The sequence below is a fragment of the Arcticibacterium sp. GJ41-1 genome (assembly GCF_055808875.1).
Window position 1 is genome coordinate 4309467 of record NZ_CM147888.1, and the last position, 15750, is coordinate 4325216.

Genomic DNA, 15750 nt, shown 5'->3' on the forward strand with positions numbered 1-15750 from the left:
GTTATGACATTAGAAAAAGATTTAAAGCAAACCAAAGCTTTTAAAAACCCTGTTGAAAAAACCTTTGTAAACATCATGTTTACAAATAATAGAATTTGCGATTTACAATACAAAACGCTTAAAAATAAGGATTTAACCTTTCAACAATATAACGTCTTAAGAATTCTAAAAGGACACCATCCTGAGCCTATTACCATTAATGGAATTATAGAAAGGATGCTAGATAAAATGTCTAATGCTTCTAGGCTGGTAGATAAGCTAGTGCAAAAAGGCTACGTCAGTAGAGATTTCAGGGCAGACGACAGACGAGCCTGTGATGTGACTATCACCAAAGAAGGACTTGCTTTTTTAGAGAAAGTTACGGCTGGCATACAATCAGAAATGTTTAATCGCAAAGGTATGAGCAAAGAAGACTTAGAGACACTTAATACATTACTTGACAATTTTAGAGACATCTACGAAAAATGAGAAAAACTCAATTAGCCTTTTTATTCCTTTTCAGCCTTGTCTTTTTCGTCTCATGCGATTCTGATGATGTTCAAATTCAAGAAAATCAACACCTAAAAAGTGTAGAACTAGTAGGCACATTAGAAAAAGAAGCCTTCAAAGAGAAAATTGCACCTATTTTAGGAGAACAAGGTTCCACTATTCTACTTTTTGTGCAGTCAGGTATAAAACAGTACAAAATCACGTATGAAACTACGGATGTTTACGGAAACACCATTTTAGCTTCCGGAGCAGTATTAATTCCTACAGATGTAGCAGGAAGTTTGGCCATGGCCAGCCTTCACCATGGCACCCTATTTAATGAAGCAGATGCACCTTCTTATTTCAAGTTTGAAACAGAAACTACTTTAGCTTCATTTATGGCATCCACGGGAATTATAGTGGGTATGCCAGATTATGTAGGATACGGAGCATCTAAAAACTTAGCCCACCCTTACGAACACTATGAGGGCTTAGGAGAACCAGGAGCTGACTTTATTCAAGCCATGGTAGAAATGGTTAAAGACGAAGGTATAGAGTGGAATAATGTATTAATGCTAGGTGGCTACTCTGAAGGCGGCTATGCTGCCATGGCTACACATAAATGGATTGAAGAAAAACTAGGCGGAGCTTTAAAAGTAAAGGTCTCGGTTTGCGGGGCTGGTGCTTATAATAAAACTGCAACTTTCAAAAAACTTTTAAACGAAGGTGGAAGTTCAGCTTTGGCAAACAACCGTTCTTATATATGGGTCTTAAGAACCTATAATGAGATTTACGGTCTTAATAAACCAATGTCTTATTACTTCAAAGAACCTTATGCCTCCGAAATTGAATCAAAAGGTGTAGAAGCAGTTATTGAAACTAGTTTAAAAGAAACGGCTACAGACCAATTTAAAGACGATGTGAATAATGGTAACTACCCAGAATTTTTAGCGGCAGTAGCAGCAAATGATATTTATGATTGGAAGCCTAATGCCAAAGTTATTCTTTACCACGGTACTGCAGATGATTATGTTCCTTTTTTAAACTCAGAAACGGCCTTTAATGCTATGACAAATAAGGGAGCTAATGTTACACTTAGTCCAGTAGAAGATGGTGACCATGGTTCTACTATTTCTAGCTACTTCTTAGGCGTTTTACAAGAATTTTCTAGTAATAAGGCTGCTAGTAACTAGTAGCTTAGAATGCTTAAATGAGCTTAGTTTTATAGACTTAGTTCTGTAGATAATTACAAGATCGCTTCTATTCTAAATTTGAGTGGCTATTTTTGCTAAAAAAATTACTATATGTCATCATTACAGAAAGGTTTTGTTCATACCGTATTCTTTTGGCTTAAAGAAAAAGACAATGCAGAACACCGTGCAGCACTAAAAGCAGGTGTTTTAAAGCTTGCCGAAAATGAGCTTATTGCTACCGCACATGTTGGTTCGCCTGCAGATACTAACAGAGAAGTAATAGATTCTACTTACGACTTTTCCATTACTTTTATCTTTAAAAATAAGGCAGACCATGATGAATACCAGGTACATCCGAAGCATCTAGTGTTTATTGACACCTGTGCTCATTTATGGACAAAAGTACAAGTCTACGACGCAGAGGGCTTATAAGCTCTCTGTTTCTCTCACCATTCCTAATATTTAATGAAAAAGTGTTTCCTTTTAATTTTCACCTTACTTGTTGAGTCGGTTTTTGCACAAAACATCACTTTTGACGCCAAAGGCTTAGTCTTTTTGTCTGATGCCGACATGTCTGCATTTACGCTTATAGATGGCAAACTGCGAAAGACAGGCGAAAGTACCGACCAACTTTCGAGCCTCACTTTCCCATTATCTTACGGAAACCCCGCTCAAATAAAAAGTGATAAAGCTTCTAACTCGGTGCTTAATAGCAAGCGAAACATTGCTATTTCTTCTAATCAAAAACTAGCTTATATTTTAGAAACTAAAGGCGAAACTAAATTTGACCAAACTGCTTTTACCGACATGGATCAAGATTTTCCAATGGGAAAATATGTAACGGTAGTAAATATTGAAAACCTTAATCAGCCTGAGTCTCAATACAGATTTCCCGTTGGTGAAAACCCAAGTGCTATATCAATAAGCCCTAAGAATAATTATTTGGCCGTAAGCTGCGACCAATACGGAAAAGAAATTCAAGTTTTTGAATTAGACAACTCTGGAAAACCACAAAGAATAATTAAGAAGCCAAATAATTTTGAGCCCGGCAGAATAGTGGATGTGGTATGGCACTCTAGTGGTGATTACCTAGCATATATAAATGAAGGCGAAGGACAAGTAGGCTTAATAAAAGTACTTAGAGATGGCCCTACACAGCAAATTATACGCTTAGAAAATGTTGGCGAACCAGTTACTATAGGGGGAAAACCAACCATGGGAAAATTCACACCTGATGGAAAATACTTTTTAGTATTGGACAAAAGAAAAGAACTTACCAATCAAGATTCAAAAGAAAAAGGAGAACTCTTTGTTATCAAATTTAACATGGATACTCAAAGTCATTTCCTCCTTTCTAAGGCCACTGTAGGCGAAAATCCACTAGGGTTTGAAATTCACCCAGAAGGAAATTACATTTTGGTAAATAACCTAAAACGCTCTTTTTATCCACCAGAGAAGTTTGCAGATTCAGGAGAATCTTCGCTATCGGTTCTTTATCTCGGACACGATGGTTCTATCTCCAATAAACTTGAATTCCCTATTGACGGAATTCTACCAGCCTCTGTGGTATTTGACAAAACAGGTAGAAACATTGCTTTCTCAGTTTATCAATATTTAACCTTTGGTTTTTCTTTCGGGGGAATTGAATTTTTAAAATTTGACCCACAATCTAAAAAGATGGTTGAATACCAAAAGGGCAAAATATATGTTCCAAGAGGTATCAATAGCCTAAGAGTCATCAAAGAATACTAGACTTTCTAAAAAAAATAAAAAAATAAGTCAGTTTCGGAGTAAAAGTTTACATTTGGGCTAGTATTAATAATATTTTTTAGGAATATGTCCTCAGATCCACTGTTTCTCTCACCGCAATCACTCGTTGATAGCAAAAAGAGACGAAGCTACACCAAGATTTTAGCTAATCTCTATAAAAACGGAAGTACTTCTATTGCCAGTTTGGCAAAAGAGCTCCATACCAGCGTACCATCTATAACTGCCATGCTTGCAGACTTAATGGAAAACGGATGGGTGATGGAGACAGGCTCGGCTAAAACAAAATCAGGTAGACGTCCTGTTTTTTATGATCTTAACCCTCATAAGAAAAACATTTTGGTCATAGATGTAAACCTCTATGAAACTAATTTCATTTTCTTAAACCTGAGAAATGAAATCGCCACCAAAACGACATTAAAAATCAAAATTGCTGATGTTAAATACCTGAACGAGGTTTGTAAGGAAATTGACAATTTGCTTAAGATTAATATGCAAACTTGGGCTATTGGCATTTCAGCACCTGGCTTAATTGAGACTAAAAAGGGACTTAACTTCACTCACCTAAACCTGAACCAAGACGATCTTTCTTTTGGAGAGGTTTTACATTCCAGGTATCAGCTACCAGTGTTTAGTATTAATGATACAAGAGCTTCATTGTTAGGTGAACACCATTTTGGACTGGCCAAAGAAAAGATGAATGCTTTGCTGGTTAATTTAGACTGGGGAGTTGGTCTAGGTATTTTGCATAATGGTGTTATAGTAGAAGGAACTGATGGTTTTGCAGGTGAAATTGGGCATATCCAAGTTATTCCAAACGGAAAACTATGTAAATGCGGAAAAGTAGGCTGCCTAGAAACGGTAGCATCTGCTTCTGCTTTAATTACCCGAGCTCAAGAAGGCATTAAAGATGGAAAAGCGACTTCATTACTAAAGCTCAAAAAAGAGATTGAACTTCAAGATGTCATAAACGCCGCTCTTAAAGGCGATGAGTTTAGTATTGACATTATATATGATATAGGCCGAGAATTAGGAAAAGGACTATCTACGGCTGTTCATCTTTTTAATCCTGAAATAATTATAGTGGATGGCATATTAAAAACAGCTGGCGATCTTATTATTTCCACATTAATGCAATCGATTCAAAAGTATTGTTTAGCCCCTTTTAAGCAGAATTTAGCCGTGCAAGTGTCTCCTTTAAGTGAAGAAGCGAAGGTTTTTGGAACAAAGTCATTCGTTTTTGAAAGGATGATGGATTTTTATGCCAGCTAGACCACAGTTTTAATTAAATTTGTGAAACTTTTCAGTTCCGAATGCAAACATTAAGTACCCGGCATTTATTAGGAATCAAACATCTCCAGACCTCCGATATCGGCTTAATTCTGGAAACAGCTAAGGAATTCAAAGAAGTCATAAACAGACCAATCAAGAAAGTTCCTTCGCTACGTGACATTACTATTGCCAATGTTTTTTTTGAAAACTCTACTAGAACTAGACTCTCCTTTGAGCTAGCAGAAAAGAGACTTTCAGCAGATGTTATAAATTTCTCATCCGCCTCTAGTTCCGTAAAAAAGGGAGAAACACTCCTTGACACGGTTAACAATATTTTATCAATGAAAGTAGACATGGTGGTCATGCGTCATAGCAGTCCTGGAGCACCTGATTTTCTTTCAAATAAAATTAAAGCAAACATTGTTAACGCCGGAGATGGCACGCATGAGCATCCTACGCAAGCTCTTTTAGATGCCTATTCTATGCAAGAGGCTGTCGGTGATTTGACAGGTAAAAAAGTAGCTATCATAGGTGACATTCTTCACTCCAGAGTAGCTCTTTCAAATATCTTTTGCCTTCAAAAACTAGGTGCAGAAGTGCTGGTTTGTGGGCCAAGCACGCTTATTCCAAAACATCTCCCAAGTTTAGGTGTAAAGGTGATGCATGATGTAAATGAAGCTTTGGCCTGGTGCGATATTGCCAATGTGCTACGAATTCAACTTGAGCGTCAGCAAATAAAATACTTCCCCTCTTTAAGAGAGTACTCTTTATACTTTGGAATAAATAAAGCGATGCTAGACAGACTTGATAAAGAAATTGTCTTGATGCATCCTGGTCCTATTAACAGAGGTGTAGAGCTTAGCTCCGATGCCGCAGATTCAGAGCATTCTATTATTCTAAATCAAGTAGAGAATGGTGTAGCTGTTAGAATGGCTGTTCTATATCTATTAGCTCAAAAAAACTAAGTCAATTATGAATTTCTCTGCTTTTGAAAATATTAGTTCAGCTATTGAAGCCAAATTTGGCTCAGAAAGTATTCTGGATAAGAAGTCGGAGGCTATTCAACCCTATATAGTTATTGACAAAAACCGTTTGGTAGAAATATGTGAGTTTCTTCATGCCGACGAACGCTTTTATTTTGACCTACTAAATTGCATTACGGCTATTGATAATGGGCCAGAAAATAACAGCATGGAAGTATGGTATCACCTCACTTCTATCCCGTTTGAAAAGTCATTTATCATACGAGTAATTTTAGACCGTACCCCAAAAGAAAACGAAGAACTACCAACCATGCCTTCGCTTAACTCTATCTGGAGAACAGCAGATTGGCATGAAAGAGAAGCTTTTGACCTTTTCGGAATTAATTTCTCCGATCATCCAGATTTAAGAAGAATTCTTCTTCCAGCCGACTGGGTGGGTTATCCGCTGCGTCAAGATTACCAAGAAATGGAAACATACCACGGCATAAAAGTAAAATACTAAGCCATGGCAGTTATAGGTCTTATTTCTGACACACACGGTTATTTAGACCCAAAAGTAGCAGAGCATTTTGCCAACTGCGACCAAATATGGCACATGGGAGATATAGGCGACCAAGCTGTTTTAAAAACGCTGAATGAGATAAAGCCTACCGTTGCAGTTTTTGGAAATATTGATTCTAAAGAAATTCAGTGGAATTTAGAGGAAAATGAAGTAATAGACTTAGAAGGACTTCGTTTTTTATTAAGACACATTGTTGGGATGCCTCCCAAGTATAATAAAGTCACAAAACAGCTAATATTAGATCATAAAATTGATGTTCTAATATGTGGTCATTCGCATCAAAAATGCGTGATTAAAGACCAAGAAAACGGCATTGTTTTTATTAACCCTGGAGCAGCTGGAAAGCAGGGTTTTCATAAAGAACGATATGTGATGATAATGACGGTTGAAAATAAAAAAATTGTAAATTTAGAACAGATTAAGCTCGGCAAACGATAAAGCTATTGATGGCATTTAATACCACTACCATACTAGAAAAAAATAAAGCTCTCTTTTGGAAGCTCTTATGCCTCATAGGCCTAATCAGTTTATCATATAAGACAAATGCTCAACTCGTAACCGAAAAACGAGTTGAAATAGATTTAAAAGACTCTGAACACGACGGTTTTAATGTTATCTCTTTTGGAGACAAAGGCGTTCTTATGCTTAACAGTAAGTCGGATAACTTTGGGAGGAGAATTGAGATTAACTTCATTAAGTACGACACAACCTTAACGCAAGTATGGTTTAACAGCTATAAGCCAGGGCTTTTGTTTAAACTAGTCAAATACTTTGAAAGCGAAAACTATCTTTACTGCCTTTTTAGAGAAGAAGAAAAAGAAAACATTAGCATACTCCGACTAGATATCACCACAGGAGACTATGTAATATCGGAATCGAGGTTACTTACTGCTATGGATATTGACCTATTTTCTGTTTTAAAAAGCAAAGCATTAGTTGGTGGTAGATACAATGACCGCCCAGTGGTGGAAATGATAAATCTCTTTGCTAATACCGCCAAAGTTTTACCTGAAATTCACTCTAATAATTTAAAGCTTAACAATATTGAGGTTAATGACGCCGAAGGCTTGGTTTATGTTCTTTTAAAGAATTCTAGAAACTGTAAGCTGTTTTTGAAAGTGTATGACTATGATGGAAAAATCATAGGTACTAAAACATTGGGAGAAAAGAACAAACTCCCGCTAAATGGAAGGTTGATTCAAATACCGAACGGTGATTATGTATTGGCAGGAAATTATGCCGATAACTGCTCCGACTACTCTGTAGGTTTTTACACGCATAGCCTAAGCCGCGAGCAAGAAACCAAGTATTACGATTTTGTAGATTTAGAAAACTTCTTAAGCTACATGCCCGAGAAAAGACAAAACAGGTTAAAATCTAGAATAAAGAAGAAAAACTTAAAAGGGAAAGACTTTAAACTTAGACAAAGGCTTATCCTTCAAGACCCTACTGAAAGCCCAGATGGAATGACCATTATGGCGGAAGTCTTTTATCCTGAATATAAAAACTACGTTTCGAGCTATAACTCTGTTGGAAGAAATTATCGCTGGGGAGATAACAGTTATTATAGTTACAATAACTTCAGGTATACACACGCTCTTATCTTGAATTTTGATAAAAACGGCAAGCTTATTTGGGACAACAGCATCAGCCTTAAAGACCTAGAAAGTAGAACATTAGACCATAAAGTCCAATTTTCTGTGGTGGGTGATAAATACGTTATTGCCTACCCCGACGAAGGTATTATCAAAACATCTATCATTGACAAAAATGCTGCAACAATAGAAGAACTTCCATTAGAATTAAAAGACGACGATCAGCGAATTTTAGACACTTACCAAAGTGAGCTTTCCGCTTGGTATGGTCATACTTTCTTGGCTTACGGAATTCAAAGCGTACGGAAGAATACAGCTATTCAATCTAAACAAGTTTTCTACCTGAGTAAGCTTACGTATGAGTAAGCCTGTTACAGCAGGAACTTTATTACACTAGTAATACCAACAGCTAAGATTAACCAAAGAGCTAATTTTCGGAAGCTTTCTTGAGACATCTTGTTTAATATTTTCTTACCTATCCAAGTGCCCACAAAAGAGATAATTAATAAAACTGGTGCTTTCCAAAGCATATCTTTAGTGATATAGTCTTGTGAATAATAAACCACAAACCTGCTAGAGTCTACACCAAAATCTATCAAAGCAGATGTGGCCAAAAACGTGGCCTTTTCCACATTAAAAGAGGCTAAAGTTAGTCCTCTAATGGCACCACCTGTACCCAATACCCCAGCGGCTAAACCTGATAAACTTCCACCTAAAATACCGTTTTTATTACTAGGCTTAAGTGTAAAGTCTGGCTTAAGCAAAAGGAAAAGCGAAAAAGCAACTAAGAAAAGTCCGAGTATTAGGGCTGGAATTTCACCTTTTAAAAACTGAGATAAGTAAGCTCCTAAAACCACAAAAATAATACTCGGTATTCCTATTATCAGAAAAATACGCCTATCCATGCCTTTAAAGAATAATACAATTTTAGAAAGGTTACTAAAGACATGGTAAAGTGCGGTAAGCCCTAAAACCGCCTGAAAATCATAGAAAAAGCCTGCCATAGGAACAAAAAACACGGAGGAACCAAATCCACCTATAGTTCCTAGAATTTCTGCCAAAAGCGTAAGAAAATAAAAAAGTAAATCGGTGATATTCAAAAGGTTTGGTGTTTTACAATTATCAAATAGCGGAATATTATAAGGCCCCTTTTATGAGTATGGTCATAAAAGGTCATGTTTATAAGTATATAATCATAGTTAAATATAGCCTTGCTTTGGTCTTATGAAACAGCTTTTACTACTATTTACTTTGATGTGCTTTATGGCTAGTGGCCAGAACAGCCTTCCACTATTAGCTAATGAAAGAAATATTAGTTTGCCACCAAATACCAGCAAAGCTTTAAGCGAATTAGCTTACAAAATCCATTTTGGGCAAACGCCAAAACTCCTTTCCTATAATGCTCTCAAAGAAAAAATTGACAGTACAAATGTAGAGCAATGGTTAAAAGTAGCTTCTACTAGTTCTTCTATAGAACCTTTACTAAGTCATCTCGAACCCGACTTCTCAGAATACACATCAAGTTTCCAATACAAATACCATCCAGATTACTATAAACTAGCCGAATTTCAGAACTTCTTTAGGTGGCTAAACAGGTATGAACATGACTCCTTTATTCTTATTAATGTAGCATCTAATGAACTTGTTTTTTATAAGAACAATCAGCCTTGGCTTACGATGAATGTTATAGTGGGCACTGCAAAAAACAAAACGCCTATAATGGCCACGGAAGCAGATGCAGTGCTGGTTTACCCCTACTGGACCGCTACTAAAAATATAGCCTTAAATGAAATACTCCCGAAAGTCAAGGAAGACATCTCCTACCTGCAGCGAAACAATTTTGAGGTATTAAACGAAAAATATCAGGTAATTAATCCTGCTACCATCAAATGGGATAGCGTAAACGCCAAAAACTTCAAATATAAATTTCGTCAAGGTACCGGTTGCGATAATTCCCTTGGACTGTTAAAAATTAACATCAAAAATCCGTATAGTGTTTATATGCATGATGTGCCTCATACAGCATATAGCCAAGGACTTTTCAATAGAGATAGTCGCTTTTTCAGTCATGGCTGTATCAGACTTGAAAGACCTTTAGACTTAGCAAAACTCCTAGAACCTAAAGAAAGCATTGATGAAGATTTACTTGAAAAGTGTCTAATTAATCAAAAACCGCAAGTCATTGAATTAAAACAAAACACACCTATATTTGTTATGTATTTTACTGACTATATTGACCAAAACGGAACATGGAAGTCGGTTAAAGATTACTACAAAATTGTCAAATATGACTAAGGTCATATATCTAATTGAGCAATTGCAGTTTTGTTCCTTTCAGTACTAGTCATATTTGTAAAATACTAATTTACAGAGTATGTCAGAAGTTTTAGAACAAGTTATATGTCATCATTGTGGGGAAAATTGCCAAGAGTCTGGCGTCTATTTTGATGACAAAAACTTTTGTTGCATAGGCTGTAAAACGGTTTATGAAATACTGTCAGACAAAGATTTATGTACCTACTATGACCTTAACCAGCATGCTGGTGTAAGCCTAAAAAGTAAAAACTTCGACGGTAAATTTGAGTACTTAGGAATTGATGAAATAGTGGATGAACTTCTCGATTTCAAATCTCAAAATCTACATAAGCTCAATCTTTATCTTCCTGATGTACATTGTAGTTCCTGCGTTTGGCTTTTAGAAAATCTACAGAAAGTTAAAAAGGGGGTTATCAGCTCTAAACTCAATTTCACAAAGAAAGAATTAGAACTCGCTTATAGGCCTAATGAAACTTCTTTAAAAGACATAGTAGAGTTGCTAGCTACCTTAGGTTATGAGCCTTTAATCTCCTTAAACAATTCTACTAAAAACGTTTCTAAAAAATCTAACAAACTCTTAAAACAAATAGCGGTAACAGGCTTTTGTGCTGGAAACATCATGCTGTTAAGCTTTCCAGAATATTTCAATTTAGATCTAGATAATGCCGTTGATTCCCAATATCAATCCTTCTTCCTCTATTTGAATGTCCTTTTAGCTTTACCTGTTTTCTTCTATGGAGCTTCTGATTATTTAAAAGGAGCTTATATTTCTATAAAAGAGTTACTTGCCAAAAATACTACTATTCTCAGTGTAGACATCCCTATATCTTTGGGTATTTCAGCCCTATTTTTTAGGAGCTTATATGAAACTTTCTTTAACCATGGCGGAGCTTACTGGGACAGTTTAGCTGGACTTGTGCTTTTTCTTTTAGTAGGTAAATGGACACAAACCAAAACCTTTGAGTTTCTTTCATTCGAAAGAAACTACAAATCATATTTCCCGCTTGCTGTTCAAGTTGCATCAGAAGAATCTACATATTACAGAAGTGTAGAAAGTCTAAAAAAAGGCGAGGTTATGCTTATTCATAATGAAGAGCTTATTCCGGCAGATGCGATACTAACAGAAGGTAAAGCATATATAGATTACAGTTTTGTTACAGGAGAAAGCGAACCTATAAGAATAAATGAAGGCGAACTTATTTATGCTGGCGGTCGGCAAAAAGGTGATAACATTAGCTTAAAAATTCAGAAAGAAGTATCTCAAAGTTATTTAACGCAGCTCTGGAATAACGCCGCTTTAAAGAAAAACGAGATTAAACAAGACACCAAACTTTCTGCAGCTTTCAGCAAATACTTTACCTACATAACGCTGGGGATAGCAATTTCAACAGGTATTTACTGGCAGTTTAATGACCCTTCCCTAGTTTGGCCAGCACTTACCGCTGTTTTAATGGTGGCATGCCCATGTGCTCTCACACTCTCTATGCCTTTTACCATGGGAGCTGTGATGAATATTTTTGGGAGGAATAATTTCTATGTTAAAAACCCTGTAGTTATTCAGCAAATGTCTGAAATAGACGAGCTAATATTTGACAAAACGGGTACCTTAACCAAAAACAGTTCTTCGGAAGTTAGGTATTCGGGTGAGCCTTTAAATAGAGAAGAAAAAGCTTTACTTAAAAGCCTAACTAAGCAATCATTGCACCCTATCAGCAAAATAATATTTGCCGACATGGCCACAGCCGACTCCTTTGAAGTAGACTATTTCTTTGAACATAAAGGAGCGGGAATAGAAGCCTTTATAAAATCAAAGCACATTAGAATAGGTAGTGCCGACTTTTTAAAAATTCCGGAATCAGAGAGAACAGAGGAGGCTTCAGCTTATCTAAAAATTGATAGAGACCTGAAAGGCTATTTTGTTATCAAACCAAGTTACAGAGAAGGTTTGAGTGAGGTTTTAACTGCAGTGAACGGTGAATACCAAACCCAGCTTCTTTCTGGAGATAATAGTAAAGACAGAAAACACCTAGAAGGCTTTTTTGAACCGCAAAACCTCCACTTTGGATTAAAACCACAAGAAAAGTTAGACTTTATAGCCAAACTGCAAAATCAAAAGAAAAACGTAATGATGCTGGGCGACGGACTTAATGACGCAGGAGCTTTAGGTCAAAGCGATGTAGGAATAGCTATTTCAGAAAATACGCAAGCTTTTACACCAGCTTCTGATGCCATAATGGATGCGAGTAAATTCAAACTACTTCCTAAATTTCTTTTGTTCAGTAAAAGAGCGGTAAATATTGTTAAACTTAGTTTTTTGCTATCTTTAGTATATAATTTCATTTGCATTAGTTGGGCCGTTACAGGCCAACTATCACCAGTAGTGGCTGCCATATTTATGCCGCTTAGCTCTATTTCTGTAGTACTATTTGCGATAGTTTTAACACATATTTCTGCCAAAAAACTTAAACTAGTCTAAACCATGTCCATAATAATACTCTTAGTTATTCTAGCCCTTCTTGTAGCAGGAGGCTTCTTAATGGCATTTTTCTGGGCTACAGATGACGGTCAATTTGAAGATACCGAAACGCCTGCCATGCGGATTTTAGGAGACGATTAAACTTAAACCCATTATTCTTCAGCTAAAACGCTTATCGAAAAGCGTCAAATAATCAATGTGATCAAAATCATAATTTAGCCTTACCTACCTCATTCTTCTTCTCATACTAGGCATCTACTTTTAGGCCTTCAAAATAAATACCCAATACCAATGAGAACAATGAATAGTGGCAGCATTGTGCTACAAGCTTCCAAAGAACTTAACGCTTATGAAAAAATGCTTCTTAAAGCTGAAAAAGAAATAAGCTCGTTTCTAACAACAGTTAATCACCTGAAAGCCAAAACCATTGGCGACAGCAAAAATGCTCTTAAAGTAGCCGAATTCTCTCAGGACTCTAACATCATCAAAACCATAATTAGCAGGCTTTTAGATGAATTAAACACACTATTTCAACCAAAAAACGATGGTAAAAAGATAGTTTTAGAAGATATAAAAAGCATTAAAAACCATCAATATTTCAAGAAGGAAATGGCATATTTTAAAGCCAATTACAAGGATTATAAAAACACCTTAAGTAAATTCAGCTCGGAATTTGAAAACAAATATGACCAATGTCATAAATGCTTACGAAGCACGTCATGTTTCCTAAAAACGTGTGGCTCTAGTTTTACAATTGATAATTAAACAACAAATCAAGGTTTATGGATATAAACGTTACCACTGACAAATCAGGTGAAACTTTGGAAGGGTTTCACTACGACAATAAGATTGTCAAGGCATTTTTGATTGCCACGGTAGTTTTTGGAATTGTAGGAATGCTTGCGGGTTTGACCGCTTCCATTCAGCTATTTTTCCCAGCTGCCAACTTTAACCTACCCTACACTACTTTTGGTAGAATGAGACCTCTGCACACTAATGCAGTCATTTTTGCATTTGTAGGAAATGGTATGTTTGCAGGTATTTACTACTCGCTACAGCGTCTTAGTAAGGCTCCTATGTTTAGCAAAACACTTAGCTGGCTCCACTTCTGGGGATGGCAACTTATCATTGTAGGTGCTGCAGTTACTTTACCTTTAGGGTTTACCACTTCTAAAGAATATGCTGAACTCGAGTGGCCTATTGATATTGCCATAGCAGTAGTTTGGGTTATTTTCACCATTAACTTAGTAGGAACTTTAGTTAAAAGAAGAGAGCGACATATGTATGTTGCTATTTGGTTTTATTTAGCTACAGCTGTTACCATTGCTCTATTACACATTGTTAACTCACTAGCCGTTCCGGTTACTTTATTTAAGAGTTATACTTTATTTGCTGGTGTTCAAGACGCCCTTGTACAGTGGTGGTACGGCCATAATGCTGTTGCGTTCTTCTTAACTACCCCTATTTTAGGTTTGATGTATTACTTCTTACCTAAAGCAGCTAACAGGCCCGTTTATTCTTATAAACTGTCTATCATCCACTTCTGGTCTTTAATTTTCATTTATATCTGGGCAGGTCCTCACCACTTATTATATACTGCTCTTCCTGATTGGGCTCAGAGTTTAGGTGTGGCTTTCTCTATTATGCTTTTAGCTCCATCTTGGGGTGGTATGCTAAACGGTCTTTTGACACTACGTGGAGCTTGGGACAGAGTAAGAGAAGATCCAGTTCTTAAATTCTTTGTGGTAGCAGTTACAGCATATGGTATGGCCACTTTTGAAGGCCCTATGCTTTCTCTTAAAAACGTAAACGCTATATCACACTATACTGACTGGACCGTGGCTCACGTGCACGTAGGTGCTCTTGGCTGGAACGGCTTTATGATTTTCGGAATGTTGTATTATCTAATTCCGAAAATGTGGAAAACAAAACTTTACTCTACTAAGCTTGCAAATGCTCACTTCTGGATTGCTACTTTAGGTATTCTTTTTTACGCACTTCCATTATACTGGGCAGGTTTCACACAAAGTTTAATGTGGAAAGAGTTTGACACTGATGGCTTCTTAGCGTATCCAAACTTCTTAGAAACCGTAACACAGATTCTTCCAATGTATGTAATGCGTACTATTGGTGGTACTATGTATTTGATAGGAACCTTTGTAATGGTTTATAACCTAATAAAAACTGCAGGTACTGGTGTGTTCCAAGAAGAGGAATATGCAGAGGCTGCGGCTTTAAAGAAAAAGGTAAAAATCACCGGAGGTCACTGGCATGCTGTTTTAGAAAGAAAGCCTGTTTTATTTACAGTACTATCTTTTGTAGCAGTATTAATAGGTGGGGTTGTAGAATTTGTTCCTACCTGGATAGTTGATTCTAACGTTCCTACTATTTCTTCTGTGCAGCCTTATACCCCATTAGAATTAGAAGGTAGAGATATTTATATCAAAGAGGGTTGTAATAACTGTCACTCTCAAATGATTCGTCCTTTTAGAAGTGAGACCGAGCGATATGGTGAATACACTAAAGCTGGTGAACTAGTTTATGACCACCCTCACTTATTCGGGTCAAAAAGAACAGGTCCAGACTTACAGCGTGAAGGAGGTAAATACCCTAACAGCTGGCATTATAACCACATGTTAGACCCTAGCAGCATGTCGCCAGGTTCTATTATGCCTGCCTACCCTTGGCTGTTTGATAATGACGTCGACACGGAATTGATAGTGGATAAATTAGCAGCCATGCAAACCCTTGGCGTTCCATACTCTGATAAAGAGATTGAAAATGCTACGAGTACTATGCTGGAGCAAGCTGAATTGATTTCACAAGATTTGGCCGAAGGCGGAATTGAGGTGGGCGAGACAAAAGAAATTGTAGCTCTTATAGCCTACTTACAAAGATTAGGAACCGATATAAAAGTAAACCGATGATAAAGAACTACCTATCTGATATAGAAGGAGTAAGTATTTACCCTATCATATCGCTAAGCATATTTTTCATATTCTTTGTTCTGCTTGCAATCTTCGTATTCAAGTCTGACAAAAAATACATTACTCACATGGAAAACCTTCCTTTTGGCGACAGCGAAAGGAAGGGTTCTAAAGCTTAAACCACTTAGTCT

General features: G+C 36.7%; 16 protein-coding genes. 15 read left to right on the plus strand and 1 reads right to left on the minus strand.

The annotated features are described in order from the left end of the window. Positions 1–3: 3 nt before the first annotated feature. From AC0L6O_RS17710 to AC0L6O_RS17750, 9 genes are all read left to right on the plus strand, one after another. The gene (locus AC0L6O_RS17710; protein ID WP_473304237.1) at positions 4–468 is read left to right on the plus strand and encodes a MarR family winged helix-turn-helix transcriptional regulator; all 465 of its coding nucleotides are present in this window, start codon (positions 4–6) and stop codon (positions 466–468) included. Continuing rightward, positions 465–1661, plus strand: coding sequence for an alpha/beta hydrolase family protein (locus AC0L6O_RS17715; protein ID WP_473304238.1), 1197 nt, complete (start codon positions 465–467; stop codon positions 1659–1661). The genes AC0L6O_RS17710 and AC0L6O_RS17715 overlap by 4 nt, the downstream gene beginning before the upstream one ends. Before the next feature lie 111 nt (positions 1662–1772). Then, complete coding sequence (locus tag AC0L6O_RS17720) at positions 1773–2093, plus strand: Dabb family protein (protein ID WP_341225904.1); 321 nt, start codon at positions 1773–1775, stop codon at positions 2091–2093. Positions 2094–2126: 33 nt separating this feature from the next. After that, positions 2127–3413: a YncE family protein gene (locus AC0L6O_RS17725; protein ID WP_473304239.1), complete on the plus strand. Its 1287-nt coding sequence runs from the start codon at positions 2127–2129 to the stop codon at positions 3411–3413. An 84-nt stretch (positions 3414–3497) separates the two neighbouring features. After that, positions 3498–4700 carry an ROK family transcriptional regulator gene (locus AC0L6O_RS17730; RefSeq protein WP_473304240.1) on the plus strand — a complete coding sequence of 401 codons (1203 nt, stop codon included), beginning with the start codon at positions 3498–3500 and terminating at the stop codon, positions 4698–4700. Positions 4701–4741: 41 nt separating this feature from the next. Beyond that, positions 4742–5665: an aspartate carbamoyltransferase catalytic subunit gene (locus AC0L6O_RS17735; protein ID WP_473304241.1), complete on the plus strand. Its 924-nt coding sequence runs from the start codon at positions 4742–4744 to the stop codon at positions 5663–5665. Between the two features lie 7 nt (positions 5666–5672). After that, complete coding sequence (locus AC0L6O_RS17740; protein WP_473304242.1) at positions 5673–6185, plus strand: NADH-quinone oxidoreductase subunit C; 513 nt, start codon at positions 5673–5675, stop codon at positions 6183–6185. Between the two features lie 3 nt (positions 6186–6188). After that, positions 6189–6683 carry a metallophosphoesterase family protein gene (locus AC0L6O_RS17745; protein ID WP_473304243.1) on the plus strand — a complete coding sequence of 165 codons (495 nt, stop codon included), beginning with the start codon at positions 6189–6191 and terminating at the stop codon, positions 6681–6683. Between the two features lie 8 nt (positions 6684–6691). Then, entirely contained in the window at positions 6692–8206 is a 1515-nt protein-coding gene (locus tag AC0L6O_RS17750; protein WP_473304245.1) for a hypothetical protein, read from the plus strand. A gap of 5 nt (positions 8207–8211) precedes the next feature. On the opposite strand, the gene AC0L6O_RS17755 is transcribed toward AC0L6O_RS17750, so the two are convergent. Next, positions 8212–8940: a sulfite exporter TauE/SafE family protein gene (locus AC0L6O_RS17755; RefSeq protein WP_473304246.1), complete on the minus strand. Its 729-nt coding sequence runs from the start codon at positions 8938–8940 to the stop codon at positions 8212–8214. 124 nt (positions 8941–9064) lie between these two features. On the opposite strand from AC0L6O_RS17755, the gene AC0L6O_RS17760 reads away from it, so the two are divergent. From AC0L6O_RS17760 to AC0L6O_RS17785, 6 genes are all read left to right on the plus strand, one after another. Continuing rightward, a complete protein-coding gene (locus AC0L6O_RS17760) occupies positions 9065–10135 on the plus strand; it encodes a L,D-transpeptidase family protein (RefSeq protein WP_473304247.1) in 1071 nt (356 codons plus the stop codon). A gap of 79 nt (positions 10136–10214) precedes the next feature. After that, positions 10215–12632 (plus strand): heavy metal translocating P-type ATPase, encoded by a 2418-nt coding sequence (locus tag AC0L6O_RS17765; protein ID WP_473304248.1) that lies wholly within the window; start codon positions 10215–10217, stop codon positions 12630–12632. A gap of 3 nt (positions 12633–12635) precedes the next feature. After that, positions 12636–12773, plus strand: coding sequence for a cbb3-type cytochrome oxidase assembly protein CcoS (gene ccoS, locus AC0L6O_RS17770; protein WP_473304250.1), 138 nt, complete (start codon positions 12636–12638; stop codon positions 12771–12773). Positions 12774–12923: 150 nt separating this feature from the next. Continuing rightward, positions 12924–13397 carry a hypothetical protein gene (locus tag AC0L6O_RS17775; RefSeq protein ID WP_473304251.1) on the plus strand — a complete coding sequence of 158 codons (474 nt, stop codon included), beginning with the start codon at positions 12924–12926 and terminating at the stop codon, positions 13395–13397. Between the two features lie 17 nt (positions 13398–13414). Beyond that, positions 13415–15559 carry a cytochrome-c oxidase, cbb3-type subunit I gene (gene ccoN / locus AC0L6O_RS17780; protein WP_473304253.1) on the plus strand — a complete coding sequence of 715 codons (2145 nt, stop codon included), beginning with the start codon at positions 13415–13417 and terminating at the stop codon, positions 15557–15559. Beyond that, positions 15556–15738 carry a CcoQ/FixQ family Cbb3-type cytochrome c oxidase assembly chaperone gene (locus AC0L6O_RS17785; RefSeq protein ID WP_341225917.1) on the plus strand — a complete coding sequence of 61 codons (183 nt, stop codon included), beginning with the start codon at positions 15556–15558 and terminating at the stop codon, positions 15736–15738. The genes ccoN and AC0L6O_RS17785 overlap by 4 nt, the downstream gene beginning before the upstream one ends. Positions 15739–15750 lie beyond the last annotated feature (12 nt).